The organism is Micromonospora sp. NPDC049836, from assembly GCF_044465125.1.
Lineage (GTDB): Bacteria > Actinomycetota > Actinomycetes > Mycobacteriales > Micromonosporaceae > Micromonospora.
Genome location: NZ_JBITLH010000004.1, coordinates 514425 through 531727, shown reverse-complemented (window position 1 = coordinate 531727; position 17303 = coordinate 514425). Strand labels below are relative to the sequence as shown.

The window sequence follows — 17303 nt, the reverse complement described above, 5'->3', positions numbered from 1 at the left end:
GCCGGCCGCCGCTCAGCCGGTCACCGGCCGGGCGACCAGCAGCGCCCAGCCGAGACAGCCCAGGGCCGCGGTGTTCAGCACCGCCCGCACCACGTTCCAGCGCACCCACGAACCCTCGAACATGACCCGCAGTCGCGCCGGATCCGCCAGCCGGTCCGCGGCCGCGAGCCGGTCGTTGAGCGGCACGTTCACCGCGATCGTCACCACCAGCACCAGGCCGTAGAGCAGCAGGGCGGCCAGCAGCCAGGGCAGCGGTCCGCGCCGGTCGGCGGGCAGGTGCAGCAGGACCGCCGCCAGCGTGCCGATCAGCGCGCCGCCGAAACAGAGCGCGAACCAGCCGTTCAGGATGGCCGCGTTGATGGCGCGCATGCTGGCCACGAAGGCCCGGTCGTCCACCCGGGACAGACCCGGCATCACCGCGTACGCGAAGCCGGCGAAGAGGCCGGCCATCAGTCCCGTGGTCACCATCGCCAGCAGTAGCGCGGCGTTACGCAGCCCGGTCATCGGGCCCTCCCGTCGGTCGATCCGATCATGGAGCCAGTCCAGCGCGGGCGGGGCGCGCCGGCCATGGCCGAGACGCCCCGGCCCATACGCGCGCGTCTACGCTCGCCCGGTGGACGTCCTCGCCGGCGTGCTCCGCGGGCTGCGCGCCCGGGACGCGTTCCTGCTGCGTACCGTGATGGACCCGCCGTGGTCGATCCGGGTACGCGACGCCGCCCCGCTGAGCGTCACCACGGTGGTGCGGGGCGGGGCGTGGGTGGTGCCCGAGGCCGGCGAACCGGTGCCGCTGAGTCCCGGGGACGTCGCGGTGCTGCGCGGGCCGGCCCCGTACACCGTCGCCGACCAGCCCGGGACGCCGCCACAGGTGGTGATCCACCCGGGCCAGCGCTGCACGACCCTCGCCGGCCAGGACCTCACCGACGTCATGGCGCTCGGGCTGCGTACCTGGGGCACCCGGCCGGACGCGGCGACTGCCCTGCTCACCGGCACGTACGCCAGCGGTGGCGCGGTGGGCGCCGGGCTGCTCGCCGCCCTGCCGCCGCTGCTCGTGCTCCCCGCCGCCGACGGCGACCTGCCGGTCGTCGCGCTGCTCGCGGCGGAGCTGCACCGCGCCCAGCCCGGCCAGGAGGTGGTGCTGGACCGGCTGCTCGACCTGCTGGTCATCGCCGTGCTGCGGAGCTGGTTCGCCCGCCCGGAGGCCCGGCCGCCGGGGTGGTACCGGGCGGCCGGGGACCCGGTGGTCGGCCCGGCGGTGCGGCTGGTCCAGGGTGATCCCGCTCACCCGTGGACGGTCGCGGGGCTCGCCGCGGCCGCGGGCGTCTCCCGGGCCGCGTTCGCCCGCCGCTTCACCGACCTGGTCGGTGAGCCGCCGATGGCGTTCGTCACGAACTGGCGCCTCGCGGTCGCCGCTGACCTGCTGCGGGACACCGACCTGACGCTCACCGCGGTGGCCCGCCGGGTCGGCTACGGCAGCCCGTTCGCGCTCAGCGCCGCCTTCAAACGGCGGCGCGGGGTGAGTCCGCGGGCCTACCGGGAGTCGGCCTGAGCCGTCCCGCGGATCGGGGGCAGCCCGGTAATCCCCGCGCCGGGCGTCGGAGGCGGTCGCTAGTCTTCCTGCGGACGTCACGCAGCGTGGCGTGCCACCGCGCGCCACGGTGGGCGCCGCACCGCCACCGACCAGGGCCTAACCGGAAACTCAGGAGATTCTTCAGTGACCCAGCAAGCTGTCGCGACATCGGACAAACTCGACGCCGCGGTGCTCAAGGTGGCGGGCGTCGTCGTGCTCGGCGCGATCATGTCGATCCTCGACGTGACGGTCGTCAGCGTGGCGCTGCCGACGTTCCAGACCGAATTCGACGCCTCGTACGCCCGGGTGGCGTGGACCATGACCGCCTACACCCTCGCCCTCGCGACGGTGATCCCGGTCACCGGCTGGGCCGCGGACCGGTTCGGCACCAAGCGCCTCTACATGGCCGCGCTGGCCCTGTTCACCATCGGCTCCGGCCTCTGCGCCACCGCCGACACGATCACCGAGCTGATCTCCTACCGGGTCCTGCAGGGCCTCGGTGGCGGCATGCTCATGCCGCTGGGCATGACGATCATGACCCGGGCCGCCGGCCCGCACCGGATCGGCCGGCTGATGGCCGTCCTGGGCATCCCCATGCTGCTCGGCCCGATCGGCGGCCCGATCCTGGGCGGCTGGCTGATCGACACCGCGAGCTGGCACTGGATCTTCCTGATCAACCTGCCGATCGGCGCGATCTCGCTGGTCTACGCCGCGCTGGCGCTGCCGAAGGACAACCCCGAGCCGTCGGAGTCGTTCGACATCCTCGGCATGGTGATGCTCTCGCCGGGCCTGGCGCTGTTCCTCTACGGCGTCTCGTCCCTGCCGGAGGCCGGCCGGTTCGGCGCCACCACGGTGTGGCTGCCCATGCTGGTCGGCGCCGTCCTGGTCGTGGGCTTCGTGCTCTACTCGTTCAAGCCCAAGCACCCGCTGCTGGACCTGCGGCTGTTCCGCAACCGCAACCTGACCATCGCCTCGGTCACCCTGTTCGTGTTCATCATCGCGTTCATGGGCGCCGGCCTGCTCTTCCCCAGCTACTTCCTGCAGATCCGCGGCGAGTCGACGCTCACCGCCGGCCTGCTCATGGCGCCGCAGGGCATCGGCGCGATGCTCACCATGCCGATCGCCGGCATGCTGGCCGACCGGCTGCCGATCGGCCGGACGGTGCCGTTCGCGCTGGTGCTCATCGCCGCCGGGTTCTTCACCTTCACCCAGGTCGACCCGCACACCTCGTACTGGCTGCTCTGCGGCTCGCTGTTCGTGATGGGTCTGGGCATGGGCGGCACCATGATGCCGATCATGACGTCGGCGCTGAAGACCCTGCACGCGCAGGAGGTGGCCCGCGGCTCCACGCTGGTCAACATCCTCCAGCAGATCGGCGGCTCGGTCGGCGCCGCCGTGATGTCGGTGATCCTCACCAACGAGCTGAACGGCTCCCGCCCCATCCCGGGCGTGACCGACCCGGCGAGCGGCAAGCCGGTCACCGAGGCCGGCCTGGCCATCGTCACCCAGCAGCGGCCGGAACTGCTCGAGCAGTTCGGGCTGCCTCCGGCGCTGGTCGAGCGGGGCCTGGCCTTCGCCGCCGACGCCTTCGCCAGCACCTTCTGGGTCGGCTTCGTGCTGGTGCTGCTCACCTTCATCCCGGCCGCGTTCCTGCCCCGCCGCCGGGAGCCGGTGCGGCTGCTCGACGACCAGGCCGACGAGCAGCGGCCGCCGATGCCGGTCGGCCTGCACTGATTGCGCCCGGACCGGGCCGCCAGGCACCCTGGCGGCCCGGTCCGCCGCCTCCGCACCGGCGACGCCCGGCTCGCCGTACTGCGGTCGCGGCCGGCCGCGACCGACGGCCGCCGGTCCCGCGCCGCGCCAGCACCGCTCCGGTTCCGGTCCGACCTGCCGGGCTCCGGGCGGAGTAGCCCGCCGCGCACCGGGTAGCCCGGACCGGACGGACGACACCGGGAGGGACGGCATGCGGCGGCGGCGCGAGGCGGAGGTGGCCGTGATCACCGGCGCGAGCGCCGGCGTGGGCCGGGCCACCGCCCGCCTGCTCGCCCGGCGCGGCATCGCCATCGCCCTGCTGGCCCGCGGCCGCACCGGGCTCGACGCGGTCGCCGAGGAGGTCCGCGCGGCCGGCAGCCGGGCGCTGCCCGTCGAGGTCGACATGGCCGAGCACGACCAGGTGGTCGCCGCCGGCCAGCGCGTAGCGGACGAGCTCGGGCCGATCGACCTGTGGATCAACAACGCGTTCAGCTCGGTCCTCGCGCCGTTCCGGGACACCCGCCCGGCGGAGTTCCAGCGAGCCATGCAGGTGACCTACCTCGGCTACGTGCACGGCACCCGGGTGGCGCTGGACCACATGACGCCCCGGGACCGGGGCGTCATCGTGCAGGTCGGCTCGGCGCTGGCCTACCGGGGCATCCCGCTGCAGGCCGCGTACTGCGGGGCGAAGCACGCCATCGTCGGGTTCACCGAGTCGCTGCGCTGCGAGCTGATGCACGAGCACAGCAACATCGCGGTCACCATGGTGCACCTGCCCGCACTGAACACCCCGCAGTTCGACTGGCTGCTGTCCCGGCTGCCGCGCCGCGCGCAGCCGGTGCCGCCGATCTACGCGCCGGCCGTCGCGGCCCGGGCCATCGTGGCCGCCGCTGACCGGCCCGCCCGCCGCGAGTACTGGGTGGGCGCCTCCACGGCGTTGGCCATCCTCGGTAACCGCCTCGCCCCCGGTCTGCTCGACCGCTACCTGGCCCGCACCGGCTACGACGCCCAGCAGACCGACCGTCCGGCCGACCCCGACCGGCCCGCGAACCTCTGGCTGCCCGCCGACGGACCGGGCGGGCGGGACCGGGGCGCCGGTGGCTCGTTCACCGACCGCGCCCACCGGCACAGCGCCCAGGCCTGGCTGTCCCGGCACCGGCTGGTCACCGCGACGGGGCTCACCGCCGCCGCCGTCGGCGCGCTGGCCTGGCGCCGCGCCGCGGGGTGAGGCCGGCCCACCCGACGGCCAGCCGGCGGCGGGGCCGGCCGGTGGGCGGCTACAGGCGGTGCCGGACCCAGACGTTCGGCTCGACGTAGACGGCGTGGTCGTGCGCCACGTCGCAGAGCACCGGCGTCAGGGCGCCGGGCACGTGCACCGGCCCGCTGGCGTCGAAGGCCAGACCGGTCCAGCGCCGCCAGTCGGCGAGCGTCCCGCTGATCACCATCGACCGGGGCGCCACCCGCTCGATCCGCCCGCCGGCGCGTACGTGCACCCGCAGCCACGGGTCGACGGGCAGGCCGTCGGCGCGGACCTGGTGGGCGTACTCGGTCATCGGGAGGTCGGGGCGGGTGTGCTTGCCACTCGGGCGGACCGGCGCGACCAGGGTGTCGAAGCCGCGCTTCGCGGCGGCCTCCCGCATCGCGGCGAGCATCAGCCCGGACAGCCCGCCGCCCCGCCGGTCGGGCCGGATGCAGATCTCCAGCGCCGACACCATGGTCGGGGTGGCGCCGGTGAGCCGGTCGACGGCCGAGCGTTGGATCATCCGGTCCCAGCCGCCGTCGGGCAGCTCCGGCTCCGTCCACCGCACCGGCACCGCGTACGCCCGGGCGACGGCGCGTCCCGGCTCGGCCGGGTCCACGGCGGCGAAGACGAACTCGGGGTACAGCTCGTCGGCGACGGCGTAGTAGACGGCGCCCATCGGATCCCACAGCATGAACGCCGGCCAGGCCCCGGCGAAGTCGTCGTTGCCGAGCAGCGGGGCCAGGTCGGGACGGTCGGCCAGGGAGACGATGTCGAGGGTCACAGCCGCGACGGTAGCGTCGGCCGGCGGGCGCCGCGCGGCATATTCGGTCAGCCGCCGGAGCGGCGGATCGCCAGCAGCGCCACGTCGTCGGCCGGGTTCTCCGCGTCCAGGGTGGCCATCACGGTGTCGCACACCGTGTCCGGCGAAGCCAGCGGGACGGCGGCGGCCAGCCGGGCGACCCCGGCGTCGAAGAGTTCGTCGCGGCGTTCCACGAGCCCGTCGGTGTAGGCGACCAGGACGCCACCGGGCGGGAAGTCGATCGTCGTGGTGCGGCGCCGGATCCCGGTCCGGCCGATGCCCAGCGGTGGGTCGATGTGCGCCGCGACGGTGGCGGTGCGCCGGCCGGGGGCGGCCAGCACCGGCGCGGGATGCCCGGCCAGGGAAAGGTGGATGGTCGCGCCGTCGGGCGGGATCATCGCGTACAACGCCGTGGTGAGGCTGCCCGCCTCGAAGTGGACCACCTTGCGGTCGAGCAGGGTGAGCGCCTCCGCGGGGTCGTCGCAGACCAGCGCGTACGCCCGCAGCGCGCTGCGGATGCGGCCCATGATTATCGCCGACTGCAGGCCGTGGCCGGACACGTCGCCCATCACCACGCCCAACCAGCCCGACGGCAGGGTGAACACGTCGTACCAGTCGCCGCCGACGCCGGAGGCGTGGCCCGGCACGTACCGGCCGGCCATCCGCAGGCTCGGCAGGTCCGGCAGCTCGGCCGGGATCAGGCTGCGCTGCAGCGCCAGGGCCGCGGAGTGGTCGAGGGTGTTCTGCCGGACCCGACCCGCCAGCCCCACGTGGGTGGCGACCAGTTCCAGCAGGCGGACGTCGTCCGGACCGAACCGGCGCGGGACGAGCGAGCCGACGTGCAGCACGCCGACCAGGCTGCCGCCGGAGAGGATCGGCACCCCCAGCAGGGAGCGCACCCCGGTCTGCAACAGCACCGGGTTCACCACCTTGTCCCGGCTGACGTCCTCGATGATCACCGGCCGCTGGGTGAGCGCGACCTGGCCGGCGAAGCCCCGCCCGACGGAGACCCGGAAACCCTGCCGGACCTCCTCCTCCAGGCCCCGGGCCGCGGTGGCCACCAGGTGCCGGGCGCGTACGTCGAGCAGGAGGATGGCGGCGGTGTCGACCTGCAGCAGCTCGCGGACCCGGTCGAGCACCTCGTCGAAGAGGTCGGCGACGTCGAGGCGGGACAGCGTCGCCCCGGTGGCCGCCTCCACATGGCGCCACCGCTGCTCGTCCTGCTGGCTCTCCGCCCTGACCACCCCCGGATCGTAGTTGCATTTGGGCAAGCTTCGCTTGGGGGCACCCCGGACCGCCGGCCGGGCCCCCGGAACCCGCATTCGGTGACCGCGACGACACGCATCGTCGTGCTGGCCGCCGGGCGGGAGTGGGGCGGCCGAGCGCATCCCGGGCCGGTCCCGATCGTCCGGTCGGCCGCCGGTCGCCAGGTCCGTCATCCCGGCCGCGCCGCCGTGCCGAGCAGGTTCCGTCGGGCGAGCCGCATGCTCCGATCGTCCACCGCCAACGTTACGGCACGGTCACCGACGAGCCGGGCGGTCACCCGGTTCGTGATCCACTGTCGGCAACCGGCCACCGGGCCTCCCGCGGCGGGGCCCGGGCAAGTACTCTCCGGGCGGAGAGGAACGCGATGATCACTCGTCGAAAGTTGATCGGCACCGGGCTGGGCGTCACCGCCGGCCTGGTGACGGCCGGTTGCAACGACAAGGCCGCCTCCAGTGCCGCCTGGTCACCGCCCGGTCAGGTGGCGGCGGAGGAGCCCGTCCCCGAGGTCACGGTGGCCGTCACGCCGACCGCCGGCGCCAAGCGGGTCTCCCCGCTGGACCCGGTGGTGGTGTCGGTGCGGGGCGGCACGCTCAAGGACGTCTCGGTGACCTCCGGGGGCAGGACCGTCGCCGGTGAGGCGGGCGCCGAGGACAACTCGTGGCGTTCCACCGGCCGGCTCGCCTACGGCAGGACCTACACGGTCACCGCCTCGGTGGCCGACGCCGCCGGCGCGCTGACCCAGCACAAGAGCACCTTCAGCACGGTCAAGCCGGCCGGCGTCGCGTCGGTCACCTTCCAGGCCAACGCGCTGACCGCGCTGCGCTCCGGCGGCACGTACGGGGTCGGCCAGGTGGTGATGGTGAACTTCGCCAAGTCGGTGAAGAACCGCGCCGAGGCCGAGAAGTCCATGGTGGTGCAGACCACCCCGGCCGTGGAGGGGCGGTGGCGCTGGATCGACGGGCGGAACGCGCACTGGCGGCCGGCGAAGTACTGGACCCCCGGCACCAAGGTCTCCGTCCGGGTCGACCTGTTCGGCCAGGATCTCGGCAAGGGCGTCTACGGCGGCGCCAGCGCCAGCACGAGCTTCACCATCGGCCCGTCCCGGATCGCCATCGCCGACGCGCGCAGCCACCGGATGAAGGTCTACATCGACGGGCGGATGGTGCGCGACATCCCGGTGAGCATGGGCAAGGGCGGCACCGCCGTCGGCGCGAACGGCCAGACCGTCAGCTACTGGACCCGCTCCGGGCCGCACGTGGTGATGACCCGGGAGCCCTCGCACCGGATGACCTCGTCCAGCTACGGCATCGTCGACCGCGAGGACCCGAACTACTACGACGAGGTCATCAAGCTCTGCCTGCGGATCTCGTACTCCGGCGAGTTCGTGCACCTGGCCGACTGGAACATCGGCGCCCACGGCAACCGGAACACCTCGCACGGCTGCATCAACGTGGGCCCGGCGCACGCCCGCTGGTTCTACGAGACGTTCCGCCTCGGCGACGTGGTCGACGTCCGCAACACCCCCCGGCAGATGGCGGTCAGCGACGGCAGCGCCTGGGCCGTGCCGTGGGACAAGTGGTGACCCGCCGCCGCGTCCGGCCGGCGGCGTGCTGGCCGGCGGGCGGCGGTGCCGGCCGGCCGTCGTGACGCACGAGCGGGAGATCACCGAGCCGGTCGACCTGTGCCTGCCGAACGGCCGGCTCAACCCGGCCGCGATCGGCTGGACCCGCCGGCCGTTGCACCGGGCGAACCTGCGCGGGTGGGGGCGGGTCAAGCGGTGGGAGTACTGGGGGATCGTCACCCCGACCCACATCGTCGGACTGGTCGCCTCGTCGCTGGACTACGCCGGGGTGCACAGCGTCTACCTGCTCGACCGCCGTACCGGGCTGGAGCGGAACACCGAGGTGGTGGTCCCGTTCGCCCGGGGCGCGGCCCTCCCGCCGCGCAGCGGGGCCGGCCCGGTGCACGCCGCCGGCCCCGGCCTGACGATCGACGTCGACCAGCACCCCGAGGGCAGCGCCATCCGGGCGGTGGCTCCGGGGGTGCAGATCGACCTGACGGTGCCGCTGCCGCCGGGGCACGAGTCGCTCGGCGTCGTGGTGCCGTGGAGCAGGCGGCGGTTCCAGTACACCGTCAAGGACGTCGGCCGGCCGGTGCGCGGCACGCTGCGCGTGGACGGCACCGGGTTCCCGGTCGGTGCGGCGGACTCGTTCGCCGTGCTGGACCACGGCCGCGGCAAGTGGCCGTACGCGGTGCGGTGGAACTGGGCGGCCGGCAGCGGCCCCGGCCGGGCGATCCAACTCGGCGGCCGGTGGACCGAAGGCACCGGCTCGACCGAGAACGCCCTCGTCGTCGACGGCCGGCTGCACAAGATCGGCGCCGAGCTGACCTGGCGCTACGACCGTACGGACTGGCTGCGGCCCTGGCACATCAGCGGCCCCGGGGTGGACGTGCGGTTCCACCCGTTCCACGAGCGGCGGGCGAAGACCAACCTCGGCGTGCTGTTCAGCGAGACCCACCAGTGTTTCGGGCACTTCTCCGGCTGGGCCGCCACCGAAGCGGGGGAGCGGATCGACCTGGACGGCCTGGTCGGCTGGGCCGAGGAGGCGCGCAACCGCTGGTGACCGCGGGCGGCCGCCCGGGCCGCCCCCCCGTCGCGTCCCGTTGACCCTGCTCGGCCTGGTGGAGCGCGAGCCCAGCCACGGCTACGACCTGAAGCGCGACGACGCCACGGCCCGCACCGAGTGAGGCGGCGGCCGCCGGGTGCCCCGTGCCGGTGCCGGGGGCCGGGCGGCCGGAGCGCGGCCCTCGCTACGCTCGCGGACATGGCAGATCCGTTCCGGGTACGCGTCACCGTCCGCGGCTACGAGCTCGACACGCAGGGCCACCTGAACCAGGCCGTCTACCTGCAGTACGGCGAGCACGCCCGGTGGGAGTGCCTGCGCGCCGCCGGCATCTCCCAGGACCGGCTGCTCGCCGGCGGGGTTGGCCCGGTCACCCTGGAGGTCACCGTCCGCTACCTGCGCGAGCTGCGTGGCGGCGACGAGGTGGATGTGTCCTGCGAGTTCCGCTGGGGCGAGGGCAAGACCTTCCAGATCGTGCAGGAGCTGACCCGTGCGGACGGCACCCGGGTCGCCGAGGTGACCGGGGTGGGCGGCCTGCTCGACCTGGCCGCCCGGCGGCTGGTCCCCGACCCGCGCCGGCGCTTCGCGGAGCTGGCCACCGACCCGGGCCCGCTCAACCTGTGACCCCACCCGGGTCGCCCCCCGCGTCCGGGTCGCCCCCCCCGCGTCCGGGCCGCCCCCCGCGTTCGGGTCGCCCACCGCGTCCGGGTCGCCCACCGCGTCCGGGTCGCCCATCGTGTCCGGGTCGCGCATCCCGTGCGCGTCGTGCGCCGCGCCGGGACCGGCTCAGCGGGCGCCCAGGTAGGTGAGCACCGCCAGCACCCGGCGGTTGGTGTCGTCGCTGGGCGGCAGGTCGAGCTTGGACAGGATGTTGCCGACGTGCTTGCCGACCGCCGCGTCGGTGACGTGCAGCCGCCCCGCGATCGCCGCGTTGGAGTGGCCCTCGGCGACCAGCGCGAGCACCTCGCGCTCGCGGGGGGAGAGGGCGGCCAGCGGATCCCGCGGCCGGTGCAGCAGGTGGCGCACCACGTCCGGGTCGATCGCCGTGCCGCCGCCGGCCACCCGGCGCAGCGTGCCGGCGAACTCGGCGACGTCGGCGACGCGATCCTTGAGCAGGTAGCCGACGCGCCGGCCGTCGCCGCTGCCGAGCAGCGCTGCCGCGTACTCGGCCTGCACGTGCTGGCTGAGCACCACGACCGGGAGGTCCGGGCGTTCCTCGCGCAGCGCGACCGCCGCGCGCAGGCCGTCGTCGCGGCGGCCCGGCGGCATGCGGATGTCGGTGACGACCAGGTCCGGCGCGTGGGCGTCGACCGCGGCGCGCAGCTCCGGCGCCGAGCCGACGGCGGCGGCCACCGCGAAGTCGAACCGGGTCAGCAGGCCGACGAGCCCGTCGCGCAGCAGGACCTCGTCCTCGGCGAGCACGACCCGGATCACCGGCGGCACGGCAGCTCCACCCGCACCAGGGTAGGGCCTCCGGCCGGGCTGGCCAGCAGCAGCCGCCCGTCCACCGCGCCGACCCGATCCGCCAGTCCGGTGAGCCCGGTACCGCGGGCCGGGTCGGCGCCGCCGCGGCCGTCGTCCTCGATCTCCACGAGCAGGGTACGGCCGGCCCGGGTGAGCCGGACCTGGGCGCGGGTCGCCCCGGCGTGCCGCGCGACGTTGGCCAGGGACTCCGAGACCACGTAGTACGCGGTGGTCTCCGCCAGTTCCGGCACCGGCTGCGGCAGGTCGGTGTGGACGGTGACCGGGACGGTGGCCCGGGTGGCCAGTTCCCGGACCGCGCCGGCCAGGCCGAGCTCGCTGAGGTGCGGCGGGCGGATGCCCCGGACGATCTGCCGGAGCAGCACCATCAGCTCCTTGGCCTGCTCGTGCGCGGCCGCCAGCGGCGGCGCGGCGGGGGAGTCCTCGGGCACGTCGAGGCGGGCCATGCCGAGCTGGAGGGTGAGGCTGGTCAGCCGCGGCTGCGCGCCGTCGTGCACGTCGCGTTCGATGCGGCGCCGTTCCGCCTCGTACGCGTCGACCAGCCGGGCCCGGGAGCGGGTCACCTCGCGCAACGCGACCTGCTCGGTCGCGCCGCCGAGCAGCCACCGGGCCACCGCGGCCTGCCCGGCGACGAGCAGGCCGGCGGCGTACCACAGCACCGGCACCAGCAGCAGCGCCAGCAGCGCGTACGGGACCGCCTGCCGGGGCGTGTCGACGGTGGCCGCCAGCAGCACGATCCGCTCACCGTGGCCGGCCAGCCACGGGCCGGCCAGCAACGCCACGTCGACCAGCGCGAGCAGGGCGAACATCCCGTACCCGGCGGGCACCACCGCGGCCAGGAAGCAGAGGTACGCGGTCTCCCGCCACGCCGCCGCGCCGGTGTAGCGGGCGGCCAGGCCGGCGCCGCGCGGGCCGGGCAGCGGGCGGGCGTCGACCAGACCGAGCCGCCACCGCTCCACGGCGGCGACCGGACCGCTCGCCAGGGGCGCGAGCGCCAGCACCAGCAGGGCGACGACGGTGAGGAAGACGAGCACGGGCAGCGCCACCGGGCGGCCCTGGCGGGCCGCGCTGACGACCGCCAGCAGGGGAGCCGCGACGACGAACAGCCCGACGGCGAGCGGCCCGGCCACCGCCAGGGAGGTGGCCGCGTACGCCAGGGCCCGCCAGGGCCACGGGGAGAGCGGGTAGCCGCGCCGGCGCAGCGCCGCCGCGAGGTGGGTCGGTCGGTCCTCGATCATGCTGGTGACGCTAGCCAGGGCGGCCGGGCCGGCCCAGCCGGCTGGACCCCCTTCCGGGGTGGGCCTGGCCCTACCCGGGGGCCCGCGCGGGCGCCGGTCGGCTCCTATCCTGAGCCGGTGGAGCTGGAGTTCAGTGGCGAGATGTGGTTCTGGCGGGGCCCGGCGCCGTGGCACTTCGTCACGGTGCCGGCGGAGCAGTGCGGCGCGCTGGCGGCGGCGTCGCCCGCGGTGACGTACGGCTGGGGCATGATCCCGGTGACCGCGCGGATCGGCCGGACCAGCTGGCAGACCTCGCTCTGGCCGAAGGACGGCCGGTACATCGTCCCGGTCAAGGCGGCGGTGCGCCGGGCCGAGGGCCTGGAGCCCGGCGAGCCGGTGACGGTGCAGCTCACCGTCGCGCGGTGACCGCCACCGCCCGGCCCACCACCGCTCCGACCCGGCACCCGGACACCGCCGGCTCGCCACCCGGTCACCGTGCCGGTCCGCACCCGGACACCGCCCCGACCCGCCACCCCGGCCGACCGGTGCGCGGCGGCCGGGACGGCGGGGGCCGTCAGCCCGTGGTCGCCAGCGCGGCGGCCACCGGCCGCCCGCCGGGTGCCCGGGCCGGTCGCCCCGGCGGCCCGGTCCCGGTCGCGCCGCCCGTCGCGCGCCGGTAGACGGCCGGCGGCACGCCGAGCTGCTCGGTGAAGCGGGTGTGGAAGATGCCCGGCGACGGGCAGCCGACGGCCCGGCGGACCTCGGTGACGCTGAGGTCGCCGTGGCGGAGCAGGGCCGCCGCCCGCTCGACACGCCGGACCATCAGGTACGCGTACGGCGACCGACCGTAGGCGAGCCGGAACGCGCGGCTGAGCTGGCCGGCCGTCAGGTTCGCGGCGCGGGCGAGCGCCTCGACGTCCAGCGGTTGCGCGTACTCCCGGTCGATCCGGTCGCGGACCCGGCGCAGCCGCGCCAGGTCGCGCAGGCGCTGCGCGGCGGTCCGCGCGCGGGCCCAGGCGGGGTGACACATGAGGGGTGTCCGTTCCTCGGCGGGCGGTCGGGTCAGCGCCGCTGCTGGATGCGGACCAGGTTGCCGGCGGGGTCCCGGAACGCGCAGTCCCGGACGCCGTACGGCTGCTCGGTCGGCTCCTGGACCACCTCCACGTCGCCGGCCTGCACCCGCTCGAACACCCCGTCCAGATCCGGCGTGGCCAGCAGGATCCATCCGTAGGTGCCCTTGGCCATCATCTCCGCGATCGTGGCCCGCTCCTCCTCGGTCACCCCGGGGTCGGCCGCGGGCGGGGCCAGCAGGATCGACATGTCGGGCTGGCCCGCCGGCCCGACCGTGATCCAGCGCATCCGCCCCTGCCCCACGTCACCCCGCACCTCGAACTCGAGGACGTCCCGGTAGAACGCCACCGAGGCGTCCGGATCGACATGCGGCAGCACACACGTGTGAATCGTCAGGTCCATGCCGACCACGCTAGTGGCGGCGCGGCGACCCGCGCTTCTCGATTCCTGATCGGTGCCGGCCGACCTCAGGGCTTGCGGGCCACCGCCGCGTACATCGAGGCCTGCGCGGCCGGTACCCGCTGCTCCGCCGGCTCCTCCGGGTGCCAGTCGGTGATCGGGGTGATGCCCGGCTCGACGAGCTCCAGGCCCGCGAAGAACGCGCCGAACTCGTCCCGGTCGCGGAACGCCATGTCGATCATGCTGCTGGCGGTGGCCGGCGCGGCGGCCGTGGCGATCTCGCGCGGCACCAGATCGGTGGTGGCGTGGGAGATCACCAGGTAGCTGCCCGACGGCAGCGCGTCGACCAGCCGGCGGGTGATCGCGTACGGGTCGTCGGCCTGGGTGAGGAAGTGCAGGATCGCCACCAGGGTCAGCCCGACCGGCCGGTCGAAGTCGATGGTGGCCCGGACGGTGGGGTGGGTGAGGATCCGCTCCGGGTCCCGCAGGTCCGCGTCGACGTACGCGGTGGACCCGGCCGGCGAACTGGTCAGCAGGGCCCGCGCGTGCGCCAGCACGATCGGGTCGTTGTCCACGTAGACCACCCGCGACTCCGGCGCGACGCCCTGCGCGACCTCGTGCAGGTTCGGGCTGGTGGGGATGCCGGTCCCGATGTCCAGGAACTGCCGGATCCCGGCCGACCCGGCCAGGTAGCGGGTGGCCCGGTGCATGAAGCGCCGGTTCTCGATGACCGTCGTGCGGATCGCCGGGTAGACCGCTGCGATCCCGTCGCCGGACTTCCGGTCGGCCGCGAAGTTGTCCTTGCCGCCCAGCCAGTAGTCGTACCGACGGGCCGCGTGGGGCACCGACGGGTCGATCCGCGACGACGGCTGTTCCGGCACGGCTCGTACGCCCGATGTCGTCTCCGCCACCGCGACCTCCTTGATCCACTGTGGGCACGCACGCCGATCGTAGCCGCCCGAGCCGCGCGCGTGGGAGCACCGTCCCGAGCCATGGGGCCGCGCGGCCGGTCCGGGCGAGGCCGCCCGCCGCCCCCGACGGCGCCGGGATCCGCCGGCGGCACGGGGATCCGCCGGCGGCGGCTTGCCGACGGACCGGTGACCGGGCAACATGGCTCCCTGTCACCGGCCGGCTACGAAGCGGTGTCACGCGCGGCCCGCCGGTCGTCGCCGCCGGTGCCCGGCCCGTCGCGCGACCGACGCCGCACCCGAGGAGGCATCCGCATGGCCGACGCCACCGTCCCGGACGGGCCCCCCGCGCCGCCGCCGTCCAGTCCGGTCAGCGAACCGGTCCTGCCCGAGCTGCGCGAGATGTACTGGGAGACCGGGGTGCGGGCGCGCGCGCAGGCCGGCCTGTTCGCCGTCTTCGCCGAGCTGCCCCAGCTGGTCTGGACGGCGCTGCGGATCAGCTGGCGGGCGGACCGGATCCGGACCGGGGTGGTGGGCGCCGCGACCGTCGGCTCCGGCGTGCTCGCGGCCTTCGGCCTGGTCGCCACCCAGCGGGTGCTGGTCGAACTCTTCGCCGGCGGGCCCACCCCGGACAAGGTGGTCGCGGCGGCGCCGGCGCTCGCCGCGCTGGCGGCGGCGACCGCGCTGCGGGCCGGCGCCGGCATCGTCACCGGGTACGCGCAGAACGGGCTGACGCCCCGGCTCGACCGGGAGGTGGAACGGAGCCTGTTCGAGGTGACCACGGCCGTGCGGCTCGAGGCGTTCGACGCCGACGCGTTCGCCGACGACATGGAACGCGCGTCGCGGGGCACCGCCTCGGCGATCTCGCTGGTGCAGGCGTCGATGAACCTCTTCGCCGGCCTGGCCGGCCTGGTCGCGGTGGCCGTCGCCGTGCTGGTCATCCACCCGCTGCTGCTGGTGGCGCTGCTGCTGGCCACGTTGCCGAAGGCGTGGGCGTCGCTGCGCGCCGGTCACCTGCGGTACCAGACGTACACGGCGGGCTCGGTGCGGCGGCGCCGGGTGTGGCTGCTGCACCGGCTGATGGCCGAGCGGGAGTCGGCGCCGGAGCTGCGCTCGTACCGGCTGCGCCCGTTCCTGCTCGACCAGTACGACCGGGTGATGGCCGTGGAGACCGGCATCCAGCTCGCCCTGGCCCGGCGGGTCACCACGATGACCAGCCTCGGCGCGGTGGTCGGGGGAGTGGCCACCGGTGCGGTGTACGCCCTGCTCGGGCTGCTGCTGGTCGACGGGCGGATCCCGCTCGCCGCGGCGGCGACCTGCGTGATCGCGCTGCAGTCCGCGCAACGGTCGCTGTCCGTGGCCACCATCCAGGTGGACCTGGTGTACACCGAGGGCCAGCACTTCGGCGACTACACCGGTTTCCTGGCCCGGGCCGAGGCGTACCTGCCCGAGGCCGCCCCGCCCCGGCCGGTGGCCGGGCCGCTGCGCGAGCTGAGCGTGCAGGACGTCCGCCTCTGCTATCCGGACCGGGACTCCCCGGCGGTGGACGGGGTGACGCTGACCATCCGGGCCGGGCAGACGGTGGCCTTCGTCGGGGAGAACGGCTCGGGCAAGAGCAGCCTCGCCGCGGTGCTGGCGGCCCTGCGCCGGCCCACCGCCGGGGTGGTCCGCTGGAACGGGCGGCCGTTGGCCGACTGGGACGTCGACAGCCTGCGGTCCCGGATCGCCGTGGTGACGCAGGAGTACCACAAGTGGCCCTTCACGGCGGCCACGAACATCGCCATCGGCGACGTCGACGGCGAGGCCCGGCAGGACCGGATCGAGGCGGCCGCCGCCCGCGCGGTCGCCCACGACATGATCGAGAGCCTGCCGTACGGCTACGAGACGCTGCTCGACCGCACCTTCGCCCACGGCCAGGACCTCTCCGGCGGCCAGTGGCAGCGCATCACGGCCGCCCGCGGGTTCCTCCGCGACGCCGATCTGCTCGTCATGGACGAGCCGTCCTCGGCGCTCGACCCGCGCGCCGAGGACGCCCTGTTCCAGGCGATCCGCGACCGGCAGGGGCGGGTCACCACCGTCCTCATCACACACCGGCTGGCGAACGTCCGGCACGCCGACCGGATTTTCGTCCTGCACGACGGCGCGCTGGTCGAGGCGGGCGGTCACGACGAGCTGATGGCCGCCGGGGGCCGCTACGCCGAACTGTTCACCCTCCAGGCCAGCGGCTACGACGTGACCCGGGGCGGCCCGCCGAGCCCGCGTCAGCCGCCGGTCGCCGCGCCCTGAGCCCCGCCGGCCCGCGAGCCGGCATCCGACGCCGCGCCCCGATCCCGCCACCCGGCGAGCCGGAAACCGACGCCGCGCACCGCGACGAGAGTGACGCCGGCGTCGAGCCGGTCGAGCTTGCGCCGTAGCCGTTTCACCACGGACTGCACGTCGGCGCGGCGCTCCCGGTGCGGGTCACCCCAGACCGAGCGGTGCAGCTCCGGGTAGCTCCAGGCGCGTACCGGCTCGCTGGCCAGGCAGGTCAGCAGGTCGCGTTCCAGCCGGGTGAGGGCGACCTCGCGCTCCCCGGCCCGGGCGGTGGACCGGGCGGGGTCGATCAGCAGCGGGCCGGCGGCCCGCGGCGGCTCGGCGGCGGGCGACGCGGCGGGGTGGGTCGCCGGGGCGCGGGCCGCGAGCAGTCGGCGCAGCTCGTCGAGGTCGGCGACCACGAGCAGCGGCGCGACCCCGTCGAGCAGTTCGGCGATCCGGAGCCGGTCCGCGGGCACCGGGGTCACCGCGATCACCAGCGGCGACGGCGGCTCCGCCCCGCCGGCCGGTCCCGTGTCGTCCTCGGTCACGCATCCCCACCCGCGCCGATCGTGGGCGCAGCCCGCCCGAGGTGCGTGTCGCGCTGCCCGAAACTGTCAAAACCACCGCCCGGCGGCGAGCTGTTGGTGACAAGTTGCTCACCGGGCGTGCTTGATCGTTCT

General features: G+C 75.3%; 17 protein-coding genes. 8 read left to right on the top strand and 9 right to left on the bottom strand.

The genetic code is table 11. From position 1 onward, the window contains the following. Nucleotides 1-12: 12 nt before the first annotated feature. Nucleotides 13-504: a DUF1772 domain-containing protein gene (locus ACIBPB_RS14190; protein ID WP_396840014.1), complete on the bottom strand. Its 492-nt coding sequence runs from the start codon at nt 502-504 to the stop codon at nt 13-15. Nucleotides 505-613: 109 nt separating this feature from the next. Here ACIBPB_RS14190 and ACIBPB_RS14185 point away from each other — a divergent pair, with 109 nt between their 5' ends. The 3 genes from ACIBPB_RS14185 to ACIBPB_RS14175 all read left to right on the top strand — a co-directional run bounded on the left by ACIBPB_RS14185 (nt 614) and on the right by ACIBPB_RS14175 (nt 4547). Then, nucleotides 614-1546 (top strand): AraC family transcriptional regulator, encoded by a 933-nt coding sequence (locus ACIBPB_RS14185; RefSeq protein ID WP_396840013.1) that lies wholly within the window; start codon nt 614-616, stop codon nt 1544-1546. A 165-nt stretch (nt 1547-1711) separates the two neighbouring features. Continuing rightward, entirely contained in the window at nt 1712-3301 is a 1590-nt protein-coding gene (locus ACIBPB_RS14180; protein WP_396840012.1) for a DHA2 family efflux MFS transporter permease subunit, read from the top strand. A 229-nt stretch (nt 3302-3530) separates the two neighbouring features. Next, nucleotides 3531-4547: an SDR family oxidoreductase gene (locus tag ACIBPB_RS14175; protein ID WP_396840011.1), complete on the top strand. Its 1017-nt coding sequence runs from the start codon at nt 3531-3533 to the stop codon at nt 4545-4547. Between the two features lie 49 nt (nt 4548-4596). On the opposite strand, the gene ACIBPB_RS14170 is transcribed toward ACIBPB_RS14175, so the two are convergent. Beyond that, nucleotides 4597-5343, bottom strand: a complete 747-nt coding sequence (locus ACIBPB_RS14170) for an N-acetyltransferase (protein ID WP_396840010.1) — start codon at nt 5341-5343, stop codon at nt 4597-4599. A gap of 47 nt (nt 5344-5390) precedes the next feature. Then, entirely contained in the window at nt 5391-6605 is a 1215-nt protein-coding gene (locus tag ACIBPB_RS14165) for a PP2C family protein-serine/threonine phosphatase (protein WP_396840009.1), read from the bottom strand. A gap of 386 nt (nt 6606-6991) precedes the next feature. Here ACIBPB_RS14165 and ACIBPB_RS14160 point away from each other — a divergent pair, with 386 nt between their 5' ends. From ACIBPB_RS14160 to ACIBPB_RS14150, 3 genes are all read left to right on the top strand, one after another. Beyond that, nucleotides 6992-8209, top strand: coding sequence for an Ig-like domain-containing protein (locus ACIBPB_RS14160; protein WP_396840008.1), 1218 nt, complete (start codon nt 6992-6994; stop codon nt 8207-8209). A 61-nt stretch (nt 8210-8270) separates the two neighbouring features. Continuing rightward, nucleotides 8271-9251, top strand: a complete 981-nt coding sequence (locus ACIBPB_RS14155) for a DUF2804 domain-containing protein (protein ID WP_396840007.1) — start codon at nt 8271-8273, stop codon at nt 9249-9251. 201 nt (nt 9252-9452) lie between these two features. Continuing rightward, complete coding sequence (locus tag ACIBPB_RS14150; RefSeq protein WP_396840006.1) at nt 9453-9875, top strand: acyl-CoA thioesterase; 423 nt, start codon at nt 9453-9455, stop codon at nt 9873-9875. A gap of 162 nt (nt 9876-10037) precedes the next feature. Here ACIBPB_RS14150 and ACIBPB_RS14145 read toward each other — a convergent pair whose 3' ends face one another. Both ACIBPB_RS14145 and ACIBPB_RS14140 read right to left on the bottom strand, forming a co-directional pair. Next, nucleotides 10038-10694, bottom strand: coding sequence for a response regulator (locus tag ACIBPB_RS14145; RefSeq protein WP_396840005.1), 657 nt, complete (start codon nt 10692-10694; stop codon nt 10038-10040). Next, complete coding sequence (locus ACIBPB_RS14140; protein ID WP_396840004.1) at nt 10682-11971, bottom strand: sensor histidine kinase; 1290 nt, start codon at nt 11969-11971, stop codon at nt 10682-10684. Before ACIBPB_RS14140 ends, ACIBPB_RS14145 begins: the two co-directional genes overlap by 13 nt. Nucleotides 11972-12088: 117 nt before the next feature. On the opposite strand from ACIBPB_RS14140, the gene ACIBPB_RS14135 reads away from it, so the two are divergent. After that, nucleotides 12089-12376, top strand: coding sequence for a DUF1905 domain-containing protein (locus tag ACIBPB_RS14135; RefSeq protein WP_396840003.1), 288 nt, complete (start codon nt 12089-12091; stop codon nt 12374-12376). A 148-nt stretch (nt 12377-12524) separates the two neighbouring features. Here the strand turns inward: ACIBPB_RS14135 and ACIBPB_RS14130 are convergent, their stop codons facing one another. The 3 genes from ACIBPB_RS14130 to ACIBPB_RS14120 form a co-directional block, all read right to left on the bottom strand. Beyond that, a complete protein-coding gene (locus tag ACIBPB_RS14130) occupies nt 12525-12980 on the bottom strand; it encodes a helix-turn-helix transcriptional regulator (RefSeq protein WP_396840002.1) in 456 nt (151 codons plus the stop codon). A gap of 32 nt (nt 12981-13012) precedes the next feature. Beyond that, the gene (locus tag ACIBPB_RS14125) at nt 13013-13423 is read right to left on the bottom strand and encodes a VOC family protein (protein WP_396840001.1); all 411 of its coding nucleotides are present in this window, start codon (nt 13421-13423) and stop codon (nt 13013-13015) included. A 65-nt stretch (nt 13424-13488) separates the two neighbouring features. After that, a complete protein-coding gene (locus ACIBPB_RS14120; RefSeq protein WP_396840000.1) occupies nt 13489-14331 on the bottom strand; it encodes an SAM-dependent methyltransferase in 843 nt (280 codons plus the stop codon). Between the two features lie 312 nt (nt 14332-14643). Between ACIBPB_RS14120 and ACIBPB_RS14115 the strand changes: the two genes are divergently transcribed. Beyond that, complete coding sequence (locus ACIBPB_RS14115) at nt 14644-16614, top strand: ABC transporter ATP-binding protein (protein ID WP_396839999.1); 1971 nt, start codon at nt 14644-14646, stop codon at nt 16612-16614. Here the strand turns inward: ACIBPB_RS14115 and ACIBPB_RS14110 are convergent. Further along, nucleotides 16590-17171: a winged helix-turn-helix domain-containing protein gene (locus tag ACIBPB_RS14110; protein WP_396839998.1), complete on the bottom strand. Its 582-nt coding sequence runs from the start codon at nt 17169-17171 to the stop codon at nt 16590-16592. The genes ACIBPB_RS14115 and ACIBPB_RS14110 overlap by 25 nt on opposite strands. Nucleotides 17172-17303: the final 132 nt, after the last annotated feature.